The sequence below is a fragment of the Streptomyces sp. NPDC029138 genome, assembly GCF_055564375.1.
This window is the reverse complement of the sequence record NZ_JBVHWM010000015.1, coordinates 80853-104697: the sequence shown is the minus strand read 5'-3', so window position 1 is coordinate 104697 and position 23845 is coordinate 80853. Positions and strand designations below refer to the sequence as shown.

Below are 23845 nucleotides of genomic sequence, written 5' to 3'. Positions count from 1 at the left end.
GACCTTCAACCCGCACAAGATCGCTGATCCTCAGCGGTGTCCCTCGTCAGGCTCGCGCAGAATCGAAAACACGTACTGGAGGACGGTCGGCGACCGCCGAGACGTTCGTCGACGCCGTCACGACCGCTCTGCGGCTTGCTGAAAGCGTTGGGGCTGACGCCTTGACGGAAGGTTCCGCGCGTGAGGAACGGACGTCTCGCGCACACAGCTGCTCGATGCCCCCTGACGCTCTCGCTCCGTGGCTCCTGGACGCGAGAAGAGCTCGTATCGGACAGCCCCCTTCCTGACACCGAGGCGGAACGGAACCGATGGACCGTCGTCGTCCCGCCCGGCGCGGCACTGAGAGTGGCGAGCCCGCGCCGGGCCTTCGCCGTGATCAAGACGGTGGTGGGCCACATCGCCGAGGGCCAGCCGTTCACCTCCAAGGGGCAGTTGGCAGTCGGACGGATGGTCGGGCTGACCGCGACCGCGGCGAGGCTGGTTGCCCGGCTCGACTGGACCTTCGAGACCGAGGAGGTGAACCTGGCCTACGCCACAGGCACGAACCTCGGCAGACCGAGCGGGACTGGCACCGAGTCCCGGTGGCGGAGCTGTTGGAGCGCATCAGCGGTCAGACAGGGCGTTGAGCCTGAAGCAGAACACCCTCGCCCCCGTCGAACACCACCCCCTGGAGAACGGCAGCACGGCGCACTTCACGGAAACCGAGGGCGTGGTGCAGGTCGAGCGAGGCCGGGTTGCGTGCGGAGACGAAACACCACACCTCAGGACTCCGTTCCCAGGCCCAGGCCATCCGCCACCGGGTCAGCGCGGCGCCCACTCCGCGTCGCCTCCACCTCGGCGCCACCGTCACACCGGTCAGGTAGTACCCACCGGGTGCACCGTCCTGCGGGTGCTCGGGAAGGAAAGCCACGTTCGCGTACCCTGCCGTGCTCTCGTCCACCCGAGCGAGCACGACCGCACTCCTTGGGCCAGCGAGCACCCGCCCAATGTGCTCGGTCCACTGCTGGACCGTCCCTCCACGTAGGCCGGTCTGAAGGGCAGCGAGGTGTGGAAGGTCCTGCTTGGTCGCCTCCGCGAGCACGGCCGCTACAGGATCTGGTCGGGATTCGAGGCGCGGCATGTAGAGAGCGAAGGGGGATACGACGTCCGGCATGCAATCAGCCCCACTCAACAGTCGGCACACACACGTGCAGCTGTACACGTTAGTGCGCTCTGCCGGACTCTCGCCGACGCCGAGTTCGCCCGGGACTGTGCCGCACCGAAGTTCACGTGGAGGGACGGCAGCCGGCGCCGAGCAGCAGCAACCTCTCCACACCCGGGAAGGCGAGGCCCAAACCGGGCGGCCGGGCGGGGGCGGGCGGAGGCGGCCGGGTGATGCCCGCGGCCGGCCCGGACACAGCCGGCGTGCCCGGACACCACCGGTGCGGGTGGGGGCGACACGATGGCTGATGCCGCCCGACTGCCGGCCGAACTGTAGCGCGACCCGCTCACCCGTTCAGCCCTGGCCGACCGGACGTCTTCCGCACGGCCGTGGACCGTGGACGGCATGAGCGAGAGCAGCGAGAAGACCTACCGTCCCGGCGAGGTCGTCCCCCAGTCCGGGATCTATGAGTGCGACTGCGGGCAACGCCATGAGTACAGCACCGACGTGAAGGGCCGCCTCGCACCCCAACCCCTGACATCCGACGCCGGAGAGAGTGAGCACGGCGCTTCCGCCGCGCACCTGGTGCGGCTGCGAGCAGCCGGTAGGCCGCCGCCGTGCCGTCCGTGCCGTCGGCGCCGTCGAGATCCGGCTGGCGCCGACTCGCTCGTCTGAATGGACATCGGCGGGAAGCGGAATGGGGAACCGTTCCGCCAGTGCGTTGGGACAGGGTTATGGCCCGGCGGGCCTTGCCGGCAGCTGGTGACATGCGCTTCCGGGCCCCGCGGGAGGTGACCCTGTGGTCGGCGTGGAACAGCAGCCCGAGTCAGTCCTGGGGGGCGGTGTCCGTCAGGCGGTTGAGGAGGTGGCGCGCCTCCTCCCGGGCGGCGGTCACCGCCGGCTCGCCGAGGCCGCACAGTCTCAGGCACGAGGACGCGATGGTGTCCGTGTCGGCCGCTTCGGGTGCACGGGAACGCCGTATCTGGATGACGACCTCCACCAGCTGGATCAGCAGCTCGCCGATCCGTTGGGCGGGCAGGCCGCGGGCCACGTCCTCGGTTGCCGCCAAGGTGCCGAGCGTTCCGTAGCTCTGCAGCAGCCGGCCGCGCTCCCGGCGGAAGGTGTCGAACTGTTCGGCCTGCACTTCGGGCAGCAGATACAGCGTGCCGATGTTGTACGGGGTGCTGGACAGGGTACGCACGTCCATCACCGCCATCGCGTAGAGAGCCGCGGCCGCGCTCGTCCGCTCGGGCGCCAGCGCCTGGATCCGCTTCACCATCTCCAGACTGGGCCGTACGGACGTGGCCAGCAGCTCGGCGAGGATGTCGTCCTTGGTGGCGAAGTGGTAGTAGAGCGAGGCCTGTCTGATGCCCACCCGCTCGGCGATCATCCGGGTGCTGGTGGCGGCGATCCCGCGTTCGACGAAGAGCGCCCCTGCGGCGTCGAGGATCTGTTCCCGGGCCGAGGCGCCGGTCTTGGACGGCGGCGTGTGCCGGGGTCGGCCTTGGCGGGGATGCGTCGTCGTCATCCCCCCATCCTGTCACCCGGACGGCGGGCACCCGACCATAGCCGGCGCCCGGGTACCCGCTCCGCCGTCTGCGGTCACACGGATGCCAGATAGGCCCGCCAGCCGCCGAAGCGGGTGATGTCGGGCGTGCCCTCGACGGCGTACGGCTCCACCAGGAAGCCCTTGGCCTGTCGCCCGTCGGCCAGTTCCACGGTGCCGATGGTCATCGGTGCGGGAACGGCGGCGGTGAAGGTCCCGAATCCCGCGGCAGGCAGCCGCCAGATCTCACCCTCGATGCCTGTTGCCCCGCCGCCCGTTTCCGCGCCGGTGCCCGGCATGGCATGGGCGGCGGTCCGGACCAGGCCCGGCTTGGGCGGCTCGGTGGCCAGGGCGTGCAGCCGGTAACCGCCGCTGGTGCGTGCCGTGCCCACCAGAGTGCCGCCCGCCTGCACCAGTTGGGCGTTGAGCGGTTGGCCGGTGAGGTGGGCACCGACCACGAACAGGTCGAGACCGGGGTTGGCGAGGCGCTCGGCCAGGGCGGCCAGGGCGCGGTCGGAGAACGCGGGGCCGGTGAGCATCACGCCGAACGGCAGGCCGTTCACGAACCCGGCGGGCACGGCGAGCGAGGCGCAGTCCAGCAGGTTGGCGAAGTTGGTGAAGCGGCCCATCCGGGCGTTGGCGCCGACCGGGTCGACCGCCACCTCCGCCAGGCGGGGGTGCCAGGTGGTGGTCGGGGTGAGGAGTGCGGTGCAGCCGTCGAGCAACGCGCGCCCGGCGGCGCCGAGGGCGGCGAGCCGGGCGGTGTCGGCGGCCCAGTCGGCGGCGGTTCTGTCCCGGCCCGCCAGCACGATGGAGGCGACGGTGGGGTCGAGGTCCGTGCCGATCAGGTGGCGGTGTTTCTCCAGGTGCGCGCCCACGGCCGCGTACCGTTCGGCGACGAACGCGCCGCCGTAGAGAAGTTCCGCGGCCTGGAGCAGCGGGGTGATGTCGGTTTCGGTGATCTCCACCCCTGTGCTCGCCAGGCGGGCGACCGCGGCGTCGAAAGCCGTGCGCCAGCCGTCCGCCATGCCGTCCAGGTGCCGCCCGGCCGGGACGGCGACCCTGGGGCGCGCGGGCGGGGGTGGGAGCTGGGCGCCGGCGCGGGAGAGCGGGTCGACGGGGTCGGGGCCCTCGACGATCTCCGCGGCGGTGCGGGCAAGGCGCAGGTCGCGGGCGAAGACGGTGACGCAGTCGAGGGTGTAGCAGGCGGGTACCACCCCGGTCACGGGCACCAGGCCCTTGGTGGGCTTGACCCCGACGATGCCGTTGAGGGCGGCGGGCACCCGCCCGGAGCCGGCCGTGTCCGTACCGAGCGCGACGTCGACCATGCCCAGCGCCACCGCGACGGCGGAGCCTGAGGAGGAGCCGCCGGAGATACGGGCCGTGTCCCAGGCGTTGCGGACCGCGCCGTAGGGACTGCGGGTGCCGACCAGGCCGGTGGCGAACTGGTCCAGATTGGTCTTGCCGAGCACCACGGCGCCGGCCGCGCGCAGCCGTGCCACCGCGGGCGCGTCGGCGTGCGGCCGGTAGGCGTACGTCGGTGCGCCCGCGGTCGTGGGCAGGCCGGCGACGTCGATGTTGTCCTTGACGGCTGCCACCAGGCCGGCCAGCGGCAGCGCCGGGTCGATCCGAGCCGCTTCGGCGAGCACTTCGCCGCGGGGCCTGAGGTGGATCCAGATCTCGGGCCGGTCGGCCGACCGGATGCGGTCGTAGGCGGCCTCGACACGTTCTGCCGGTGTCATGGCGCTCATACCCGCACCGCCGCGAGGATCTGGCCGGGGGCCACCTGTTCACCGGGTTTCACGTAGATCTCCAGCAGCGTCCCAGCGGCGGGCGCGCTCACCTTGGACTCCATCTTCATCGCTTCCAGCCAGAGGATCGGGTCGCCTTCGGCGACGGCGGCGCCCGGTTCGGCGACGGTCTGCCAGACGGTCGCGGTGAACGGCGCGGTGACGGCGACCGTGCCGTCCGGGACGGTGAGGGCGGCGGAGTCGGCGGCCGGAGGGCGGGGATCGTCGTCGCGGTCGAACTCGCCGGAGGCCCGCCAGCGTTTCTTCTCCTCCTCGAAGGCGGCACTCTGCCGTTCCCGGAAGGCGGCGATCGAGGTGGAGTTCGCGGCCAGGAAGGCGTTGTACTCGGCGATCGAGAAGGTCCCCTGCTCGGTGTCGAAGGCGCCGCGTCCGGCGTCGGTCTCGGCACGCAGCTCGAGCAGTTCCTCGGCGGTGACGGGGTACCACTCGATGCGGTCGAAGAAGCGCAGCGCCCACGGCGAGTCCTGGAACAGGCCGCCTTTGCGGAAACGGTTCCAGATCTGCACGGTGCGGCCGACGAACTGGTAGCCGCCGGGGCCCTCCATGCCGTAGATGCACAGGTAGGCGCCGCCGATGCCGACGGAGTTCTCCGCGGTCCAGGTGCGGGCCGGGTTGTACTTGGTGGTCACCAGGCGGTGCCGTGGGTCGAGCGGGGTGGCGACGGGGGCACCGAGGTAGACGTCCCCGAGGCCGAGCACCAGGTAGGAGGCCTCGAAGACGGTGCGGTAGACGTCGTCGGCGGTCTCGAGGCCGTTGACGCGGCGGATGAACTCGATGTTCCACGGGCACCACGGGGCGTCGTCGCGCACCCCGGCCATGTACCGCTCGATGGCCAGCCGGGTCGCCGGGTCGTCCCAGCTGAGCGGCAACCGCACCGTGCGGGAGGGCACCACCAGCTCGCTGGTCGGCGGTACCTCGTCCTCGAGTTCACGCAGAAGGGCGGTCAGGTCGCGGGCCTTCAGCCGGCGGGCGTCGGTGTGGATCTGCAGCGAGCGGATGCCGGGGGTGATGTCGATGATGCCGGCGGGCGCGTGGGCGGCGAGGGTTTCCTGGAGAGCGTGCACGCGCATTCGCAGGCCGAGATCGAGCACCATGGGGCCGTACTCGACGAGGACGTTGTCGTCGCCGTCGCGGCGGTAGGTGACATCGGGCCGGTCGTGCGTGGCCTGCAGGCGGCCCAGGACGCCGTCGTCGCCGTCTCCGCCGCTGCTGATCAGCGCGGGCGAGGCGCGACGGGCGTCGAGGGCGGCTGCCTCGGCTTCCCTGACGGGCACGAAGCGGACGGTGTCGCCGGGGCGGAGCTGGCCGAGCTTCCACAGCTCGCCGCTGGCGACCACCGCGGGGCAGACGAATCCGCCGAGGGACGGCCCGTCGGGTCCGAGAACGATCGGTGTGTCGCCGGTGAAGTCCAGCGCGCCGACCGCGTACGGCGTGTCGTGGATGTTGGAGGGGTGCAGGCCGGCCTCGCCGCCGTCCTGGCGGGCCCACCGTGGCTTGGGCCCGATCAGGCGGATGCCGGTGCGGGCCGAGTTGTGGTGCACCTGGTAGTCGGTGGCGTAGAGGGTGTCGATGTCGTCGCGGGTGAAGAACTCCGGTGCCGCGTGCGGCCCTTCGGTGACACCGATACGCCAGTGCGAGGTGATCGCGGGGCGGCGCTCGATCGGGGTCGGGCCGCCGCCGGCGGTCGTGGCGGCTGCGGGCCGCAGCACGTCTCCGGCGAGCAGTGCCCGGCCGCCGTGCCCGCCGAAGCCACCGAGGGTGAAGGTCGAGGCGCTGCCCAGGTATGCGGGTACGTCGATGCCTCCCCGGACGGCCACATAGCTGCGCAGGCCGGGACCTGTGGAGGTGCCCAGGAGCAGGGTGGCGCCGGCCGGGACCGGCACCGGCTCCCACAGCGGGGCTTCGGTGCCGTCCACGGTGACCGGGACGGGGGCGCCGGTGACGGCGACGACGGTGGCGGCCGAGAAGCGCAGGGTCAGCCCGCCCGCGGTGACCTCGAGCGCGGGTGCCCCGGCCGGGTTGCCGACGGCCAGGTTGGCCTCGGCGAAGGAGACCGGGTCGAAGGGTCCGCTCGGCGGCACGCCGACGTGCCAGTAGCCGAGCCTGCCCGGAAGGTCCTGGACGGTGGTCATGGCGCCTGGTGCCAGGACGTCGATGCGTGGCTCGGGGTCGGCGGTGGTGGCGAGCGTGCTGGTGTGGTGCGCGGCCCGGCGCACCTCGTCCCGCGCGGTCAGCGAGCGCAGCAGGCCCAGGTTGGTGACGATGCCGTCGATCCGGCTGGCGGCCAGGGCCTCGCCCAGCACGTCGAGCGCGGTGTCGCGGGTGGCGCCGTGCGCGATCACCTTGGCCAGCATGGGGTCGTAGTACGGCGAGATCTCCAGGCCGGTCTCGGCGAAGCCGTCGACACGGACGCCGGGCATCTCATCGGCGCCCTGGCCGGGGAGGACCGCCCGGGTGATCAGGCCGGAGGACGGCTGCGCGTCCTTGTCGGGGTCCTCGGCGTAGACCCGGGCCTCGACGGCGTGACCGGTGGGCGTCCACTCCCGTTCGAACACCGCGTCGTCGACCCGGCCGTCGCGGGCCAGGGTGAGCATGAGGGCGACGAGGTCGACGCCGTACGCCTCCTCGGTCACCGGGTGTTCGACCTGCAGGCGGGTGTTGACCTCCAGGAAGGCGGCCTCCTCGCGCACCGGGTCGTAGACGAACTCCACGGTCCCCGCGCCGCGGTAGCCGACCGAGGCGAGCAGCCGCCGCGAGGAGTCGTGCAGCAGCGCGCGGACGGCAGCGGGCAGGGCCGGGGCCGGGGCCTCCTCGATCACCTTCTGGTTGCGGCGTTGCAGCGAGCAGTCGCGGTCGCCGATGACGGCGATCCGGCCGGTGCCGTCGCCGAAGACCTGCACCTCGACGTGGCGGGCCGGGCGCACCAGGCGTTCCAGGAACACGCCGGCCGACGCGAAGTTGGACTCGGCGAGCGCCGCGACGCGGGCGAAGGCCTCACGGACGTCCTGGGCGGTGGTGCAGGCCTGCATGCCGATGCCGCCGCCACCGCCGGTGGCCTTGACCATCACGGGCAGCCCGATCGACTCGGCGGCGACGACGGCCTCCTCGGCGCATCCGAGCAGCTCCGTCCCGGCCAGCAGCGGGACTCCGGCCGCCTTGGCCAGGGCCCGGGCGGTGTGCTTCTCGCCGAAGGCGGTGATCTGGTCGGCGGTCGGGCCCGCGAAGCGCAGGCCGGCCTCCTCGACGGCACGGGCGAAGGCGGTGTTCTCGGAGAGGAAGCCGTAGCCCGGGTGGACGATGCCGGCGCCGTGGGCGAGTGCGGCTTCGATGATCGCGTCGCCGCGCAGGTACGAGTCGCGGGCGGGGGCCGGGCCGAGGCGGACCGCGTGATCGGCCTCCCGGACGTGCGGGGCGGCCCGGTCGGCGTCGGAGAAGACGGCGACGGTGCCCAGGCCCAGCTTCCGGGCGGTGCGGATGACGCGGCGGGCTATCTCCCCGCGGTTGGCGACGAGGACGGCGGTGGGTCGGATCATGCGGCGCCCTCCGAGGCGTGTACGGACCGCGGGCTCTGCGCCTCGGCGCTCGCTGGGCTGCGGGCGCTGTCCGGGTCGACGACGATCATCCGCAGCGGGGTCGGGTTGAAGTCGTTGCACGGGTTGTTCATCTGCGGGCAGTTGGACACCATCACCAGGACGTCCGTCTCGGCACGTACCGCGACCCGGCGGCCGGGCGCCGACATGCCGTCCACGATGCCCAGCGCGCCGTCCGCCTCGACGGGCACGTTCATGAACCAGTTGAGGTTGGAGACGATGTCCCGGGCCCCGAGGCCGCGCCGGGACGCTTCGGCGAGGAAGTTCTCACGGCAGCCGTGATGGAACATCACATGGTGGCCGTAGCGCAGGGTGTTGGACTCCTTGCCGCAGGCGCCGCCGATGGTGTCCTGGCGGTCGATCTCGTTGCCGACGACGGTCATCAGCGGGCGGCCCTCGTTGCTGCGCAGCACGGTGCCGGTGCGCACGTAGGCGTTGCCCTGCCAGGCCAGGGTGTCGGGAACGCTGTAGCGCTCCTCGGGGTCGTCGGCGTTGTAGAGCAGGCAGTCGGCGGACTGGTTGCCGCCGACATCGACGATCGTCAGGATGTGTCCCTTCTTCACCACCGCCGACCAGGGCGCGTTGGGTGCGACCTTCTCGTCCAGGACGACGGTGCCCTCGGCCAGGGTCGCTCCCCAGTCCAGGGTGGAGCCTTCCGCGTACACGGCGCCGACCGGGACGGTGGAGGCCACTGTGCCGCCCGAGGCGGTCGGCCAGGTGGACACGGTGTTGCCGGTTTGCGTGGTCGCCATGTCACAGCCCCCGGGCTTCGCAGTATTCGACGGTGTTGAGGTAGGCCCGGTGCAGTTCGGGCGTGGCGGTGAACCGCGTCTCGCCAGGGCCGGTCGGGCTGCCCCGCCAGGCGTGCACGCGCAGTGGCCCGACGACGTAGCCCGGACGCGGGTCCAGAGGGTGGGCGACATTGGCGAGAAGCACCAACAGGGGTATCTCCGCGACCAGTTCGACGTACGTGCCCGCTCCCGCGCTGCCCTGCCAGGCGAGGGTGCCGTCCGCCTCGACGTGCACGCCCTGGAAGAAGGAGACGCTCGGCGGCAGGTCCCGCCGGCTCAGGCCGTGTCTGGCGGCCGCCTTGACGAAGAGCCCGCGGCCGGACGGGGACGGTCCGTGGGGACGGGCATCACCGTACTTGCGCGCGTTCCAGGCGTCCGTGGTGGTGCCGCAGAACGCGTCGTGCCGGCCCGAGGAGTCACTGGTGACCACGGCCAGGATCCGGCCGTCGCCGGACAGCAGCGGGTGGTTCTCCCCCAGGTAGGCCCGCCAGGGGATCTTCTGGGTGTCGGCGACGTTGAGCCGCTCGACCGGTTGCAGGGCATTGAAGAGCAGCAGGTGGGCGCAGGCGTCACCTGTGGGATCGTCGAAGCGCAGCCGGGTGCCGCGGGCGAGCACTTTGTGGGTGTAGCCGCCGGGGGCCACCGTCTCCGCCCACACCAGCGTGGCCGGATCCACAGCCGGCGGGCGGTACGGGCTGCTGGACGCCGGAAGGTACGGCATCCAGTCGCCGGCCCGCCCGCCCTGGGCACGGGCGTCGTCCCGGGCGCTGCGGACACTGTCGGTCAGGTGCAGGTCACGGACCCGGGCGGGGGCCCGTCCGGTCGGCTGCTCGGTGGGGTGCTGGTCGTGCGGCACGTTGGCCGTCGACTCTTCGGCCGTGTTCATGGGTGTCCCGTAACCCCTTCGTGGGTGTGTTGTCGGTCCCGTCTCGTGTGCTGGGTGCCCGCGGGGCCCCGCAGTGTCAGGCGGGTTCGGCGACGGCTTCGGCGGACGGCTCGCTGTGCGTGTGGGGGACGTGCCTCAGTTCGATGCGGCGGTGCAACCGGCGGGCCAGGAAGTAGGCGGCACCGGCGGCGAGGCTGAGCCCGATGAACAGCAGGGCGCTCCACCGCAGCCACCAGGTGCCGCCCGTGAGGTCGTAGATCTCCGCGCGGGGCCACAGCAGGTTGACCGTCATGCCGGCCTGGTAGAGCACGGCGAGCGCGGTGACCACGGTGCCCCAGCGGCCCAGTGTGAACAGCGGCCGGCCCTGCTCGTCGACACCGGCCGGCAGCCGGTCGGTGTGCCGGTGCCGGATCCGGGCGACCAGCAGCGGCACGGTCACGCCGAGATAGGCCAGGTACAGCATGGCGATGCACAGGCTGGAGAGGGCGGTGAAGATCGCCGACTGGCGGATGTCGACCAGGAGCGCGATCGCGGCGCCGGCACCCACCACGATCGACGTGATGACGGGCGTACCGGTGCGGGCCGAGACCTTGCCGAGGTAGCGGTGGCACGGCAGGGCGCCCTCGCGCGCCATGGAGTACATCATCCGTGCGCCGGAGGTCTGCACCGCGAGCGTGCAGGCGAACACCGCGACCGCGACGCAGCACAGCAGCAGCCTTCCCGCCACCCCTCCGAGCCGGTCCGTGAGGACCCAGGAAAGACCGCCGGCCGCCAGGTTCCCGTCGGTCAGGCTTCTCGCCGCCATCAGTCCCGAAAGGATCAGCAGTGCGCCGCCGACACCCGAGGTGACCAGCGCGCGCAGAATGGTCCGGGGAATGGTCCGGCGCGGGCTGTGGGTCTCCTCCGCCAGCTCACCCGCCGAGTCGAAGCCGACCATCACGTACGCCGCCATCAGCGATGACGCCAGGAAGGCCCCGAGATAGCCGCCGCCACCGGCCCAGCCGGTCGTGTGGGTCACCACCTGCGGACCCCGCTCGGGCAGGAAGAACAGCACCAGCACGAGGGCGATCACGCCGGCGATCTCCACCGCGACGCCGACGCTGGTCGCGGCGGCCATCTGGCGGATGCCGAGGATGTTCACCACGGTGGTGATCACCAACAGGAGACAGCCCAGCAGGACCGCGTTGTGCGCGCCGGTCGGTGAGACGACCGACGGATCCGCGCCCGGTCCCCCCACGATCTGGAACCCGGACCAGATGCCCGGCAGCACCGCCTGCGCGGCGATCGCGGCCGCCGCGACGGTGAGGATCTGGCCGATGATCATGACCCAGCCGACGAACCAGCCCACCGTGGTACCGGCCAGCCGGCTTGACCACTGGTAGATCGCACCGGAAATGGGCCAGCGCGCCGCGAGTTCGGCGAAGCAGAGCGCCACCAGCATCTGCCCCGCGAACACCAGCGGCCACGTCCAGAAGAACGCCGCCCCGCCGAGACCGAAACCGAGACCGAACAGCTGAAAGACGGTGGTGAGGATCGACACGAACGAGAAGCCCGCGGCGAACGACGCGAAGCCGCCCACACCACGGCGCAGTTCCTGTTGATAGCCGACGGGAGCGGAACCGGTGGTGACGCCACCGGCAAGGGTTGACGCGGTGAACCCGGACCGTCTCATCACCGCACCTCCGAATCGCTAGAGGTATACCTGTCGATCGACAGGTATTGCGATGGTGAAGTCGACCGGTCTCACCCCTGCGTCACGGCCGTAAACTCCACGTATCCGGCGCCTCACACACGCCTCGCCCTGTGGAGCCTCAGGTCCTGACCGGGAGGTTCCCGCGGCGCCATCGGCCTCACCCTGAGAGAGGGTCGCCGGTCTCGCCCGGCGCCACCGAGGAAGAGCGCGCAGGCGGACCAGACGAAGGCGGCGGTGACATCGAGGGAGACCAGGGCGTCCGTCGTCACCGTCCAGTGCCGCACCCCGCGCGCCGCCCGCTGGAGGCACGGCCAGGCACTCCAGAGGGTGACGGGTGCGGCGAGAACGAGGTGCAGCCACTGCCCGTCGCGGAACTGCCACCCGGGCACCATCGGCATGACCAGCACCGGCACCGCCGGCAGTGCCGTGCTCGCCAACCGGTCGCGTTCACGCCGGATGCCGCAGCTGTCAACCTCGATGAACAACAGCGGCACCCGGCTTTGGGGGCGGTGAGGACGACGCCGGCGCGGGCGGTGCCGATGGTCAGGTTCCCGGTGCCCTCCATGACGTCCTGCACAGCCCGCTCCCCGTGAGGTGAACGGGCTGTGCAGCGGCGGCGGTTCCGTGGCAGCTCAGTTGGTGACCAGGGTGAACTTCTCCCACGGGCCGATGGCGGTCCGGTTGGCGATCAGGGCAGAGGCGCCGGTGTCCTCCGCGGTGACGCAGGGCGATCGAGCCGCTGCCCGGGGCGAAACGCGGCGACCGGCCACCGAGGAAGCCGAGCTTTCTGCGGTTGCGTGCCTGGTCGACCTTGTCGGGGACGGTGCAGCGGATTCCGCGGCGACGCAGGCAGGCACGGTTCTTCCGGGAGGCGTAAGCCTTGTCAGCCCGCACAGATCGGGGCGGAGGCGCGGCCGGCCCGGCCCCATGCGGGGCACGCGGACCTTCTCCAGCACGGGTTCGAACTGCGGCAAGTACCCACGCTGCCCGGCCTTCACCACGATCGACATACGCTTCTGCCCCTGCTCAACAGCCATGTGCAGCTTGGTGGTGAACCCACCGCGCGAGTGTCCCAGCCCGTGATCACCAGGCTCGGCCAACACACCACCCGGCGGTTCTTTCTGCAATCACCCCGTGTTCGGGCCCCGGCTGCATGCTGATGGGCACGGCAGACCGTGGAATCGACGCTCAGGTCCCATGTGATCGCACCCTCCGCATCGGACAAGGACCGGAGCCGGGTGAGGAGCCGGCGCCAAGTGCCGTCCCGCTGCGACCGGCGGAACAGGTCATAGATCCGACTCCACGGCCCGTACTCGACGGGCACGTCCCGCCACGGAGCACCGGTCCGGACCCGGAACCGCATGCCGTCGATCAACCGCCGCCGACGCCAGACGGGCGGCCGCCCCGCCGTGGTTCCCTTCGGCAACAACGGCTCCAGCGCCGCCCACTGCTCGTCCGTGAGATCTCCCCGCCCCATGCACCGTGATCATTCATCGCTCAAGATCCACTTTCGATACACGGCCTGACCGCTTCACGGTCCCCACACCGGCAGGCTGTCGAACACGCCAAATGAGGTGACCTGTAATGTGCCGCGTGCGTGGCGGTGGGTGCTGACCCCGCCGGGGGAAGCAGGGCCAGCACCGCGCAGGCTGCCGGGATCGCCCGGGTTCCTGACCGTCGTCACCGCAAGGGGGCCAGGCTGCGCCGACTGCACCAGCCGCGCCCTGTGCGATGACGTCATCACAGTGGCATCTGCTCGGTCTCCTGCGCGTCGGTGATCACTGCCTAATGGGCCCTGTCCGTTCGGTGTAGGTCGAGGATCTCGTGGCGCGGGTTACACCTCGACTGTGTGGTCGTGAGATGTGGCCTTGCGGAAGAGGCGCAGTTCTTCGACATCGAGGTACTCCTGAACCCGGCGCAGCACGATGTCGTCGATCTGTCCCTGGTCGCGCAAGTCGGACAGCGCCTGCCTCTTCACGGCGAGCAGGTCCAGTTCCAAGGACTGACGGTCACCCACGGCCTCAGCATCTGCGGACGAGCCGGTTCGCTCGCTGATGTGCTGGGCGATACGGCTGACCGTGTCCTCATCGACGTGGTGCTGTGCGGCCAGGTCGGGGAGCGCGGACAGGGCGCTGGCGCGGAGATACCGGTGTGCCAAGGCGAGTTCTCTGGCTGGGTTTTCGTCCTCGGGGTATCGGGCTCGGCGCACGATGGCCGGCAGCGTGGGGCCCATGACGGTGAGGGACAGAACAATCACCACAGCGGTGATGAAGACGACGGCGTCCCGCTGCTGCACGATGCCACCGTCGGCGGTGACGGCGGGGATGGTGAGTGCGGCTGCGAGGGAGACGGCTGCCACTTGACGGCTCGATGAGGCTGACTGAGTGGGTTCACGTCCCGGGATTTGCTTTTGACCTCGTGCATCCCCCAGATGTCGGCGAATCACACTCCTCCAACTGTGCCGCGGCCGCGGCCGCCTCGTCCGGGTGCCGGGTACGCACTGCGGCCTCCACCAGCTCTGGCAGCAGCCAGTTACGGCAGGCCGGTTCGTCGCGCTGCGCCGCGCCGGCGCACGCCTCCAACGCCGCTTCGTAACGGCCCAACAGCAGCGGCCGCCGCGAGGCCGGCTCGCCGGTGCGCTGCGCTGGGCGCTGGCCCGGCCGGGGGTGTTGACGGCCGCAGGTCTGACTTGCATCGGGCTGGCGACGGCTCTGGTGATCACCACAGCGGTCGGCGGCAGCGGTCCTCAGGTCGCACCGGAACAGACGGACGGTGCCTGGGCCGGTACGTATCAGGATCCGAGGTCGGCTGAGCTGGCCACGAGGGCGCCCTTGTGGCGTCGCCGAAGCCGACTGCCACGACGGCGGGCGCCTCCCAGAGCAGCCGTCCGGAGTCCGCTGCCGTCTTGCCGTCGCAGCAGGCGAGCTCGGCTGCTGCGTCGGCATCCGCTACGGCGCCGCGGCGCGCGGGGGGCCCGGCTGCTTCCGTGGCCGTGCTTTTGCGCGTGGCGGCATCGGGCGGGTGCCTGACCGCTCAGCAGGATGGCCTGGTGGTCAGCGCGTGTGCCTCCTCTCCCGCCCAGGAGTGGGTGCTGGAGGACGGGATGCTGCGCTCCGGTGAGCTGTGCGCGACGGTGCCCGACGGCCAGAGAGGCCCAGAACACCAGGGTGCGTGGGGTGGGTCCCGTACTGCGCGAACAGGCCGCGGCGATGGTGCCCAGTCCCGGTCCGCCCATGTTCGACACCGTGGAGACGGTCGACGCTCGTCGGGTGTGCTCGGCTCCGGCGAGTTCACCCAGCGCCGCGGTCGCCGTGGTGGTGAAGACGCCGATGCTCAGGCCGCACAGGAACCGTGCCGCCAGGAGGGTTCCGACGTCATGGGCGACGGGGAACAGCACGGTGCTCGCCGCCGCGGTCAGGAGAGCTGCGGCCAGGGACGCCCGCGCGGTCGGAGAGCGACGCGAACACCATGAGCGCGAGCACCGTCCCCGAGGCGTGGACGGCGAAGACCAGCGTGGCGGTGAAGGGTCCGAAGCCCATCTGCGGTCGCCCAGAACGCATACAGCGGAATCGGCAGCGTCCCACCCAGCATGACCAGGTGTACACCGCGGCCACGAGCCAGAACCCGGCGCGCGCACGGCGCCCGTCGACGGGCGGACCGACGTGTGTGCGGACGTCTGGTGCGATGCCGTTGATCATCGTTCGGCCTTTCGCGTGAGGGAACCGCCGTCCATCACGCCAGCCATGTTGGACCGATCGACGGCAGCAAGGACGCCCTGTTCCGCCAGTGCCTCGACCGCTACGCGTCGATCTACGGCGCGCAGTACGAGCAGGCACTGACAGCACACCCCGGTGATCCGGTACGCGCGGCGAGGCATTCTTCGACGTCATCCTGAACCGCATCGCCGACCCGTCGGTCCCCGTGGGATGCCTCCTCGCGCAGTCCGCCCCGCAGTCACCGACTCTGAAGGAGGACAGCAGCACTCAGGTGCGTGGCCTGCTCGACCTGCAGCGCCAACGGGTACGCACGGCACTGGCGGACTCCACGGTCGATGCCCAGACGCTCGACGAACTCGCCGCATTCGTCGTCGCCGTCCACCAGTCGCTGGGCGTACTGAGCCGTGCCGGCGCTCCGGACGCCGAACTGCGCTCCGTGGCCCGGCTCGCGTGCACAACGGTGGCAGACACCCTCGCCCGGGCAGAATCGCAGGACGTCACCCAAGGCTGACGGGCACCGACTCCTCCGGAACCCGGCCGTCGGCAGGCCGGACGGGCAGGCGTGGGAGCGGGTGCGCGGAGCATGTCGGTCACCCCTTGCCGGCGCATGCCTCCGCCTCCGCCAGGTACCGCGCCACCGGCCCCAGCGTCAGCATCCCGCTCGCCCCGCCCGCGTGTTCGGTGCGGGCGGCGCGCAGGGCCGTCGCGGCGCGGGCGGCGACCGGACGCTCGCCGAGGCGGGCGGCGGCGTGGGCGGTCAGGCACCAGAGTGCCTCCTGCATGTGGTCAAGGGGTGGTTCGGGCGCCGAGGTCAGGGCGGTACGGGCCTCCTCGACCCGGTCGCGGGCGAGCAGTACCAAGGGGTGCGCCCAGGGGCGGTACGGGCCCCAGTCGAGGGCGGGATCGGTGGGCGCAGGACGGCCGTGCAGGAGCCGAAGGCCCAGGAGGGCGAGGGCGAACAGGCCCCGGTGCAGCCCCGGCATGCCCGCCGTCCCGGCGAGGGCGTCCTCGGCGGCGCGATAGTGCGCCGCGGCCGTGGCGGCGGCCGGTCCGCCCAGTGCGGTGCTGCGGGCGGCCGTGGCCCGGGCCCGGAACCAGCCGGTGAGTACGGGGACGAGCGGGGCCTCGGTGGTGAGGGCGAGTTGCTCGGCGGCCTCGGCGTGTGCGGTCCCGGCGTCGAGGTCGCCGAGAGCGGAGGCGGATTGCAGGCGGATGAGCCGGCCGAGCACGGCGAAGTTCGGCAAGTCGTGCCGGGTGGCCAGGCCGAGGATCTCGGCGCCGATCACGTCCCGTGCCGCCGCGAGGCCGGGCCGGGTGAAGGACTGGAGGAACACGCCGTTGAGGGCGAACACCAGCAGGGCGGGATTGCCCAGCTCCCGGGCCAGCGCCTCGGCCTCGCGCGCCGCCTGTCCGGCGCGCCTCGATCCGGTGCCGGACAGATCGGCACTGCGGCTCTCGACGGCGACGGTGACCAGCAGCCGGGCGCGCAGTTCGGCGGGGGCGTCGGTGCCGAGCGCGGTGAGCGTGCGCTCGGCCGCCGCGACGACGGCGCGGGACTGCTCGGGGTCGTCGGCCCGGCTCCAGAGGGCGGGCACGTCGTAGGCGCCGATGACACGGGCGGTCAGGGCGATGTCTCCGGTGCGCTCCGCCGCCTGGACGGCGGCGAGGCGGTCGCGCCGCGAGTGGACGAGGGCGTCGCCACCCGCCAGGGCCAGGGTGCGGGCCAGTTCGACGGTGGTGCGCGGGCCGAGTCGTACGCCGGCGGTCCACACGGTACGCGGGGGCTGGAGCGTCGTGGCACCGTGGAGGATGTCCGTCTCCAGGCGCCGGAGGTCGGCACCGGGGTCGAGCCCGAGCTGGTCCGCAAGCATCGTGCGGGCGCGGCGGAGGGTTGCCAGCGCGTCTGCCTGACGGCCCGCCCGGTGCAGCGCGCGGGCCAGCAGTCCCCAGGCCGGCTCCCGCCAGGGGTGCTCGGTGACGTGGGCGCCCAGTTCGGCGACGAGCTCGGCTCCTGAACCGGAGTCGAGCAGGAGGCGGGCGCGCAGTTCCGTTCCCTCCAGCCTCAGCTCCTCCAGCCGGGTCCGCTCGCGCTCGGCCCACACGGAGCCGGTCACGTCGGCGTAGGCGGGGCCGCGCCAGGCTGCGAGGGCCGCGTCGAGGTCGGTCAGCGCATCAGGTGTACGCCGGGCGCCGGCCAGGGCGTCCTCGAACCGGTGGACGTCCACGTTGTCACGCGGCAGGCGCAGCGCGTAGCCGGGACCTTCCGTGACGAGGACGCGCGGCGGAGTGCGGGGCGGCCGGTCGGGTTCGATGGCGCGGCGCAGCGCGGCGACGAACGTACGCAACGCACCCACGGCGCGCACCGGCGGCTCGGCCCACAGGTCGTCCACGAGGGTGTCGGTGGCGACCATCCGTCCCCCGGCGGCGACGAGCCGGGCGAGCACCTCGCGGTGGCGGGGTCCCCCCAGGTCGACCGGGGTGCCGTCATCGCGGAGGGCCCGCACGGCACCGAGTACGTCGATTCGCATGCCCTCCATCTTCCGTGCCGCGGGTCCTCGGCGTCGAAGCGTACTGATCGGCTGCTGATCGCCGTCGCCCACGCTGATCCCGTCAGTCCTCGGACCAAGGCTTTCGTCGGTCCACCGACCCCAGGAAGGGGCTTTTCATGACGCTCACCATTCCCGGTTTCGACCAGGTCCGCCTGCCCGGCACGGACGGCGCGGAGCTGGCTGCCGCCGTCGGCGGCAGCGGCAGCCCGGTCGTGCTGCTGCACGGCTTTCCGCAGACCCACCTGATGTGGCGGCACGTCGCCGAGCGGCTCGCCGGCGAGCACACGGTGATCTGTCCCGATCTGCGCGGCTACGGCGCCAGCGACAAGCCGGCGGCCACCGGCCCCGAGGTGTACTCCAAGCGCACCATGGCCGCCGATGTCGTCGCCCTGGCCGCGGCGCTCGGGCATGAGCGCTTCGCCCTGGTCGGCCACGACCGGGGCGCCCTGGTCGCCTTCCGGGCGGGGCTGGACCATCCCGAGACCGTCACGCACCTTGGCATCCTCGACGTCGTGCCGACGCTGGACATGTGGAACGTCCTGCACGGTGCCCCGGCGGCGGTCGGCTACCACCTGTTCCTCATGGCGCAGCCGCCGGGGCTGCCGGAGACGATGATCGCCAACAGCGCGGACGCCTACTTCGGCTCCTTCCTCGACGCCTGGGCCGGCGATCCGGCCGCCATACCGGAACCGGTCCGCGCCGCGTACCTGCGGGCATGCGCCGCGGCCGTGCCGTCGATCATCGCGGACTACCGGGCCTCGGCGGGCATCGACATCACACAGGACCAGGCTGACCGGGACGCCGGTTCCCAGCTGGCCATGCCCGTGACGGTCGTCCAGCAGGACTGGGGCGCGCGTCTGGGCTACGACGCCGCCGCGGTCTGGCACGCCTGGGCGCCGGACCTGGACCACAGGCTCACCGGGGCGGGACACTTCATGGCAGAGGAAGCGCCCGACGAGATCACGGGAGCGATCCGCGACCTGCTGCTCCGCTGAGCCCGGGCCACGGGCGGCGGGCGAGCCCGGCATTCCCGGTGCCGGACCGGCCCCGCGATCCGGCGGGCGGGATGGGCGCCGGGAAGCCCGTCGTCCCCGTCCCACACGGTCAGTGTCTGTTTTCGGTCCCCGGATTCGAGTAGCTATGGGCCCTGGGCCGGCTGGGTGTCCGAGGACGCCGGGGTGGCCGGAAAACGGGTGTGCGGGGGTTGCGGTGAACGGCTGCGGTCGGACGCGCGACCTGCTGCCGTGTACTGCTCGGCGGCGTCTCGTGCCAGGCAGTGGCGCCCGGGCCTCCGGTTGCGCGAGCGGGTGGCCGCTGAGTTGAGTGGTGTCGGCCGGGCCGAGTGTCCCGAGTGCGGGGCGACTTGGGTGGCCGGGGTGGATCGGCGTTCGAACGCGCTCTCCTGCTCGCGGCAGTCTGTCACGAGGGCCTGGAGAGGGCCCGGGAGGAGGCGGTGATCATGACCGGCCGCTTGTACTGGTGCTCGATACGCACACCGAGCGGCAGAGCGATCACCCCACTGGCCACCGCGGACAGCGCAGCAAGCACAGAGACCTGGAACGCAGAGGAGTCCAGCACCACGAGGGCAATCAACGGCAACGCCCCCCGGCCGACGGCACTGCCCGCTGCGCTGACCGCGTAGGCGGCCCCACAACTACCGGAAGTCCTCGGCACTCAGGCCATTTCGACGTAGTGGTGGACCCGGTCAAAGCGCCGGGCCGCCAGGTCCCGGTGGCGGATCACCCAGTGGGCCACACCGGAGTCCAGTTCCATGACGTCGTCGCCGCACCTCCAGGTGGCCAGGAGAGCCCAGTCGTCGGCGCCCTCTCCGTGGCCCGCACCGCCTTGCCCGGAGGGGCCTGCCTCCCCGGGATCACGGGCGTAGTGGACGGGGTCGTTCTGGGGCGAGACGGGATGGCCGCCGATCTGCAAGACCCAGGAAGGCGGTAGCCGCCCACGTCCGCCCAGGCGTCGTCGAGTTCGTCGGCGAGTTCGAACTGCTCTTCCTCGGGGAAGTCGCCCCATCTGTCGACGGCGAAGCTCTCCGGCATCTTCGCGCTCAACTGGTTCCAGACCGTGCGGAGTTCGCGCGGCCGGTACGGCTCGCGCCAGCTGTGTTCGAGGGGGCTCGGGGTCGTCGGGGTCCCGGCGGGGACGTACAGCACCGCGTCGGACACCTGTCCCCCGACGCCGCGCACATCGGTGCCGGAGAAGAGGAGCAGGTGGCCGTCGGCAGGGAGCGGGAGGCCGGTGACGCCCGGCGGGAGGGCCGCGAGGTCGACGGAGGTCACGAAGGGATCGGACGGCTTCGGCACGCCGTGCGGCAGCAGGGGGTCGCCGCCGACGCGGGCCACGAGGGGACCGTCACCGCCCTCGGCCATGTACACCGCCGGCAGGGTGACACGTATCCATTCCTCCACCTCCTCCGACGGCAGGCCCCGGGATGCCGCCTCGGCTCGGAAGCGGTTCATTCTGTCCATGATCGCGTCGGTCACCGGGCCACCCTAACGGGCTCATGGGCGGGCCTTGACAGGACCGAACTCGCTTGAAGACAAGGCAATTTGGCTATACAGACCATTGAAGCGTGATGTCGGCAGGGGCTGACGATGTGTGATTGGCGCGGTATTCCGGTTGTGTGAGAGATCCGCAAGGTGGTGGGCTGACGCCCGAATGGCAGGCGTTTCGCAAGGGGATCCGGCTGGAGGCCGCCGAGCGATTCGCCGCCCGTGCCATGCGGTTCTCCAGCTCCGACCGGCCGACCCGCACTCCGCACATCACAGTTCCGGCGCCGCCGCTGCCGCCGCCGCCTCGGGCACCGCGCCAGTGCGCAGACTGCCACGCCTGGCTTGCCTGGTTCAGCCCTGGAGGGTGGCGAGCCAGTCGGTCAGCAGGCGGTTGACCTCGTCGGGGCGCTCCTGCTGGATCCAGTGGCCGCAGCCGTCCAGGAGGTGGGTCCCCGACAGGTGGGGGAGGGTGGTGGGGTAGGCGTCGATGGCGTCGGACATCCAGGTGGTGGAGGCGTCCAGGGCGCCGCCGATGAACAGGGACGGCTGCTTGATCGGGGCTCCGCGGTGCGGGGCAAGGTCTTCCCAGTCTCGGTCCATGTTGCGGTAGCGGTTGAGCGCGCCAGTGAGCCCTGTGCGCTCGAACTCCCCGGCGTAGACGTCGAGGTCGTCCTCGCTCAGCCAGGCCGGGAGGACCCCCGTGGGGAAGCGGTCGCGCAGCCGGCCGCCGCCGCGGGCAACGAAGTGCGGGTCGGACTCGCCCCGGGCGGGCATGGTGTCGGCGGACAGGGCCGCGTAGAAGCCCGCGAGCCAGCCCCGGACGTCGGGCTCGATCTCCGCCTCGGCGCGACCGGACTCCTGGAAGTAGGAGACGTAGAACTCCTGCTCGGGGCCGCCGATCTGGCCGAAGATGTCGCTGGGGCGAGGCCCGCCGGGCGGCGCGTAGGGGACGCTCAGCAGGCCGACGGCGCGGAAGACCTCGGGGTGGAGCAGAGCGGAGGCGGCGGCGATGTTGGAGCCCCAGTCGTGGCCGACGACCACTGCGCTTTCCTCGCCGAGGGCACGCACGACGGCGACGTTGTCCTCCACCAGATCGAGCATCCGGTAGGCCTCGGTCGCCTCCGGCTTGGAGGAGCGGCCGTAACCGCGCACGTCGATCGCCACCGCCCGATAGCCGGCCGCAGCGAGGGCCGGGAGCTGGCGGCGCCAGGAGTACCAGGACTCGGGGAAGCCGTGCACGAGCAGGACCAGCGGGCCGGTGCCCTGCTCGACCAGGTGCAGGCGCCCGGCCGGGGCCTCGACGGTGCGGTGGCGGAGCTCGGCGGTCGGCTCGGGCTGCATGGGCTTCTCCTCGGTTCGCGGCGACGCGGCTACCCATCGATCATGCGGCGCAGTACCCACCCGACGCGATCAGCCTTGCCATTCTGGCAAACTCGCAGGACAGAGCGGTGGAGCGGCATGGCAGGAAGGAGCGCGAAAAGTGGCAATCGATGACGTGGACGGCACGCTGGCCGCGATGGGGCCCCGGTTGCGGGCCGCGCGCGAGCACCACGGCGCGACGCTCGCCGGTGTCAGCTGCGCGACCGGCATCTCGCCCAGCACGCTGTCCCGGATCGAGACCGGCCGACGCAAGCCCACCCTGGAGGTGCTGCTGCAGCTGTCGAAGGAGTACGGCGTCTCCCTGGACGAGCTGGCCGGCACGGCACCCGCCCCCGCGGCCAAGCCGCGCACTACGGCGCCGCTGAGCTTCGGCGACGACAAGGCAGTGCTGCCATTGACCCGGTACGTCGGCGGCCTGCACGCCCACAAACACGTCCTGCCCGCCCTCGAGGACCCGCCCGCGCGGCCCCGTATGGTCTCCCACGAAGGCTACGAGTGGCTGTGCGTCCTGTACGGACGACTGCGGCTCGCGCTCGGCGACCAAGACCTCATCCTGACCCCCGGGGACGTCGCCGAGTTCGACACCCGCACCCCGCATGGGGTGGCGAACACCAGCCCCAGCGGTCCGGTCGAGTACCTGATCATGTTCGGACCGCAGGGCGAGCGCCTACGGCCGCGCACTCCTGCCGCTGCTCGCGGGACTGGTGACAGAAAGGCTGCTGAGTGAGCAGCCGCTGTCTGCGGAGTAGGTCGTTTACCGCAGCTGGATACGGCACGTGGGAGCGGGTGTTCACCGCCCTGGTGGCCCAGGCCGACGCGGACGAAGACGTCGGCTGGGCCGTGTCCGTGGACTCCATCATCGTGCGCGCTCACCAGCACGCTGCCGGGGCCCGCACAAAAGGGGCCCCGGCCGGAGAGCCGGACGATCACGCCATCGGCCGGTCCCGCGGCGGACTGACCACGAAGATCCACCTCGCGGCCGACGGCCGGTGCCGGCCGCTGGTGTTCGTCCTCACCGCCGGTCAGGCCGCAGACGCACCCGCCTTCACGGATGTCATGGCCCGTCTGCGCGTTCCCCGCCCTTTGGGACGGCCCCGCACCGGAACGGGCCGACCAGCAGGCCAACCGGCGGCAGCGCGGACAGGCGGGCGGCAGACCGCCGGCCTTCGACCGCGAGGCATACAAGCCGCGCAACACCGTCGAGCGCTGCATCAACCGCCTGAAGCAGTGGCGCGGCATCGCACCCGCTACTAGAAGACCGCGACCATCTACCTCGCCGGACTTCACATCGCGGGCATCTTCCTCTGGTCCGCCCGCTGATCCAAACGAAACCGCCTGGCGGAGCCGCAGGTCAGCTGGCTGATACCGGCGGGGCGCGATTCGTAGAAGGTGCCGTCGCGGATGTCGCCGAAGCCCACGATCATCCGCAGCTCGGCGATCGTCTCGTCTTCGGGCTCGAGGGTCCGCAGCGTATGCGGCATGGTGCGGGCGGCGTCCGCGACGATGAACGCGTCGCGGGTCGCCGAGGGTGCGTACGTCAGGACCCGTCGACGAATGTGATCGTCTCGTCCAGTGGGGCCCGGCCTGTGCGGGTGTGGGTCACCGTGGGGTCCTCATAGCCGATCGACATGCCGCAGAAGAGGATGAGGTCGTCCGGAGGGCAGATGATCTCCGCGACGGTCTTGTGGAACTTGGCCCATGCCATCTGCGTGCAGCTGTGGAGTCCTTCTGCGCGGAGCAGCAACATGACGGTCTGCAGGTACATTCCGGCGTCGGACCACTGCGGGCAGGCGAGGTCGCGGTCGATGTAGCAGAACAGGGCGGCAGGGGCGCCGAAGCAATCCCAGTTCGCGGATGCGGCCCTCTGTCTCGCTTCGAGGTCCTCACGTGGGATCCCGAGCGCTCCGTAACGCTGCTCACCGAAGGCGGCCCTGCGCTCGCGGTAAGGGGCCTTGAGTGCGGGCGGGTACTGCGTGTACTCCGCCTCGTCCCATGGATCGCCCGAGGCGAGCCGTTCACCTGCACGCTTTTTGAGTTCGGCCAGGGGATTGCCGGTGAGCACGTAGATGTTCCACGGCTGGAGGTTGGAGCCCGAGGGTGCCCAGGCGGCAGCGGACAGTACCCGCTGAAGCACTTCCTTCGGGACGGGACGATCGGTGAAGGCCCGTACCGCACGTCGGCTCCTGACCGCCTCATAGACGTCCATCAGCTTGCTCTCCCCGCTTGGTCTGACTCCAT

Annotated in this window: 18 protein-coding genes and 2 pseudogenes; 4 read left to right on the top strand and 16 right to left on the bottom strand. The window is 71.6% G+C overall.

From position 1 onward, the window contains the following. Positions 1–610 precede the first annotated feature (610 nt). The 11 genes from ACZ4WH_RS15960 to ACZ4WH_RS15910 form a co-directional block, all read right to left on the bottom strand. Positions 611–1120, bottom strand: a complete 510-nt coding sequence (locus ACZ4WH_RS15960; RefSeq protein ID WP_468180715.1) for a GNAT family N-acetyltransferase — start codon at positions 1118–1120, stop codon at positions 611–613. Between the two features lie 847 nt (positions 1121–1967). Further along, a complete protein-coding gene (locus tag ACZ4WH_RS15955) occupies positions 1968–2669 on the bottom strand; it encodes a TetR/AcrR family transcriptional regulator (protein ID WP_468180668.1) in 702 nt (233 codons plus the stop codon). 74 nt (positions 2670–2743) lie between these two features. Next, positions 2744–4429 carry an allophanate hydrolase gene (locus tag ACZ4WH_RS15950; protein WP_468180666.1) on the bottom strand — a complete coding sequence of 562 codons (1686 nt, stop codon included), beginning with the start codon at positions 4427–4429 and terminating at the stop codon, positions 2744–2746. A gap of 5 nt (positions 4430–4434) precedes the next feature. Continuing rightward, positions 4435–8031: an urea carboxylase gene (gene uca, locus ACZ4WH_RS15945; RefSeq protein ID WP_468180664.1), complete on the bottom strand. Its 3597-nt coding sequence runs from the start codon at positions 8029–8031 to the stop codon at positions 4435–4437. Further along, positions 8028–8840, bottom strand: coding sequence for an urea amidolyase associated protein UAAP2 (locus ACZ4WH_RS15940; RefSeq protein WP_468180662.1), 813 nt, complete (start codon positions 8838–8840; stop codon positions 8028–8030). Before ACZ4WH_RS15940 ends, uca begins: the two co-directional genes overlap by 4 nt. 1 nt (position 8841) lies before the next feature. Beyond that, positions 8842–9765 (bottom strand): urea amidolyase associated protein UAAP1, encoded by a 924-nt coding sequence (locus ACZ4WH_RS15935; protein ID WP_468180660.1) that lies wholly within the window; start codon positions 9763–9765, stop codon positions 8842–8844. A gap of 76 nt (positions 9766–9841) precedes the next feature. Beyond that, positions 9842–11437 carry an amino acid permease gene (locus tag ACZ4WH_RS15930; RefSeq protein ID WP_468180658.1) on the bottom strand — a complete coding sequence of 532 codons (1596 nt, stop codon included), beginning with the start codon at positions 11435–11437 and terminating at the stop codon, positions 9842–9844. 113 nt (positions 11438–11550) lie between these two features. Next, a complete protein-coding gene (locus ACZ4WH_RS15925; protein ID WP_468180656.1) occupies positions 11551–11943 on the bottom strand; it encodes a hypothetical protein in 393 nt (130 codons plus the stop codon). 509 nt (positions 11944–12452) lie between these two features. Continuing rightward, positions 12453–12935, bottom strand: coding sequence for a transposase (locus tag ACZ4WH_RS15920; RefSeq protein ID WP_468180655.1), 483 nt, complete (start codon positions 12933–12935; stop codon positions 12453–12455). A gap of 357 nt (positions 12936–13292) precedes the next feature. Beyond that, positions 13293–13754, bottom strand: a complete 462-nt coding sequence (locus ACZ4WH_RS15915; RefSeq protein ID WP_468180653.1) for a hypothetical protein — start codon at positions 13752–13754, stop codon at positions 13293–13295. 495 nt (positions 13755–14249) lie between these two features. Beyond that, positions 14250–14855, bottom strand: a complete 606-nt coding sequence (locus tag ACZ4WH_RS15910; RefSeq protein ID WP_468180651.1) for a hypothetical protein — start codon at positions 14853–14855, stop codon at positions 14250–14252. A gap of 590 nt (positions 14856–15445) precedes the next feature. On the opposite strand from ACZ4WH_RS15910, the gene ACZ4WH_RS15905 reads away from it, so the two are divergent. Then, positions 15446–15685, top strand: coding sequence for a hypothetical protein (locus ACZ4WH_RS15905; RefSeq protein ID WP_468180649.1), 240 nt, complete (start codon positions 15446–15448; stop codon positions 15683–15685). 79 nt (positions 15686–15764) lie between these two features. Here the strand turns inward: ACZ4WH_RS15905 and ACZ4WH_RS15900 are convergent, their stop codons facing one another. Beyond that, positions 15765–17702 (bottom strand): AfsR/SARP family transcriptional regulator, encoded by a 1938-nt coding sequence (locus ACZ4WH_RS15900; protein WP_468180647.1) that lies wholly within the window; start codon positions 17700–17702, stop codon positions 15765–15767. 137 nt (positions 17703–17839) lie between these two features. Here ACZ4WH_RS15900 and ACZ4WH_RS15895 point away from each other — a divergent pair, with 137 nt between their 5' ends. Then, entirely contained in the window at positions 17840–18718 is an 879-nt protein-coding gene (locus ACZ4WH_RS15895; protein WP_468180645.1) for an alpha/beta fold hydrolase, read from the top strand. A gap of 679 nt (positions 18719–19397) precedes the next feature. On the opposite strand, the gene ACZ4WH_RS15890 is transcribed toward ACZ4WH_RS15895, so the two are convergent. Together ACZ4WH_RS15890 and ACZ4WH_RS15885 are read right to left on the bottom strand one after the other, a co-directional pair. Further along, entirely contained in the window at positions 19398–19748 is a 351-nt protein-coding gene (locus tag ACZ4WH_RS15890; protein WP_468180643.1) for a DUF1963 domain-containing protein, read from the bottom strand. 830 nt (positions 19749–20578) lie between these two features. Next, complete coding sequence (locus tag ACZ4WH_RS15885) at positions 20579–21568, bottom strand: alpha/beta fold hydrolase (RefSeq protein ID WP_468180642.1); 990 nt, start codon at positions 21566–21568, stop codon at positions 20579–20581. Positions 21569–21707: 139 nt separating this feature from the next. On the opposite strand from ACZ4WH_RS15885, the gene ACZ4WH_RS15880 reads away from it, so the two are divergent. Beyond that, positions 21708–22334 (top strand): helix-turn-helix domain-containing protein, encoded by a 627-nt coding sequence (locus ACZ4WH_RS15880; RefSeq protein ID WP_468180640.1) that lies wholly within the window; start codon positions 21708–21710, stop codon positions 22332–22334. Between the two features lie 44 nt (positions 22335–22378). After that, positions 22379–22927: pseudogene (locus ACZ4WH_RS15875) on the top strand (IS5 family transposase); the annotation flags it as partial. Between the two features lie 89 nt (positions 22928–23016). Here ACZ4WH_RS15875 and ACZ4WH_RS15870 read toward each other — a convergent pair. Continuing rightward, positions 23017–23121: pseudogene (locus tag ACZ4WH_RS15870) on the bottom strand (IS110 family transposase); the annotation flags it as partial. A 23-nt stretch (positions 23122–23144) separates the two neighbouring features. After that, on the bottom strand, positions 23145–23813 hold the full coding sequence (locus ACZ4WH_RS15865; protein WP_468180639.1) for a nitroreductase: 669 nt from the start codon (positions 23811–23813) through the stop codon (positions 23145–23147). Between the last annotated feature and the right edge of the window lie 32 nt (positions 23814–23845).

What these genes read in the sequence shown, in the direction of transcription:
- ACZ4WH_RS15960 (WP_468180715.1), bottom strand. Translation starts at nt 1,120, where the DNA reads ATGCCGCGCCTCGAATCCCGACCAGATCCTGTAGCGGCCGTGCTCGCG.
- ACZ4WH_RS15955 (WP_468180668.1), bottom strand. Translation starts at nt 2,669, where the DNA reads ATGACGACGACGCATCCCCGCCAAGGCCGACCCCGGCACACGCCGCCG.
- ACZ4WH_RS15950 (WP_468180666.1), bottom strand. Translation starts at nt 4,429, where the DNA reads ATGACACCGGCAGAACGTGTCGAGGCCGCCTACGACCGCATCCGGTCG.
- uca (WP_468180664.1), bottom strand. Translation starts at nt 8,031, where the DNA reads ATGATCCGACCCACCGCCGTCCTCGTCGCCAACCGCGGGGAGATAGCC.
- ACZ4WH_RS15940 (WP_468180662.1), bottom strand. Translation starts at nt 8,840, where the DNA reads ATGGCGACCACGCAAACCGGCAACACCGTGTCCACCTGGCCGACCGCC.
- ACZ4WH_RS15935 (WP_468180660.1), bottom strand. Translation starts at nt 9,765, where the DNA reads ATGAACACGGCCGAAGAGTCGACGGCCAACGTGCCGCACGACCAGCAC.
- ACZ4WH_RS15930 (WP_468180658.1), bottom strand. Translation starts at nt 11,437, where the DNA reads ATGAGACGGTCCGGGTTCACCGCGTCAACCCTTGCCGGTGGCGTCACC.
- ACZ4WH_RS15920 (WP_468180655.1), bottom strand. Translation starts at nt 12,935, where the DNA reads ATGGGGCGGGGAGATCTCACGGACGAGCAGTGGGCGGCGCTGGAGCCG.
- ACZ4WH_RS15900 (WP_468180647.1), bottom strand. Translation starts at nt 17,702, where the DNA reads ATGCGAATCGACGTACTCGGTGCCGTGCGGGCCCTCCGCGATGACGGC.
- ACZ4WH_RS15895 (WP_468180645.1), top strand. Translation starts at nt 17,840, where the DNA reads ATGACGCTCACCATTCCCGGTTTCGACCAGGTCCGCCTGCCCGGCACG.
- ACZ4WH_RS15890 (WP_468180643.1), bottom strand. Translation starts at nt 19,748, where the DNA reads ATGGGGCGACTTCCCCGAGGAAGAGCAGTTCGAACTCGCCGACGAACT.
- ACZ4WH_RS15885 (WP_468180642.1), bottom strand. Translation starts at nt 21,568, where the DNA reads ATGCAGCCCGAGCCGACCGCCGAGCTCCGCCACCGCACCGTCGAGGCC.
- ACZ4WH_RS15865 (WP_468180639.1), bottom strand. Translation starts at nt 23,813, where the DNA reads ATGGACGTCTATGAGGCGGTCAGGAGCCGACGTGCGGTACGGGCCTTC.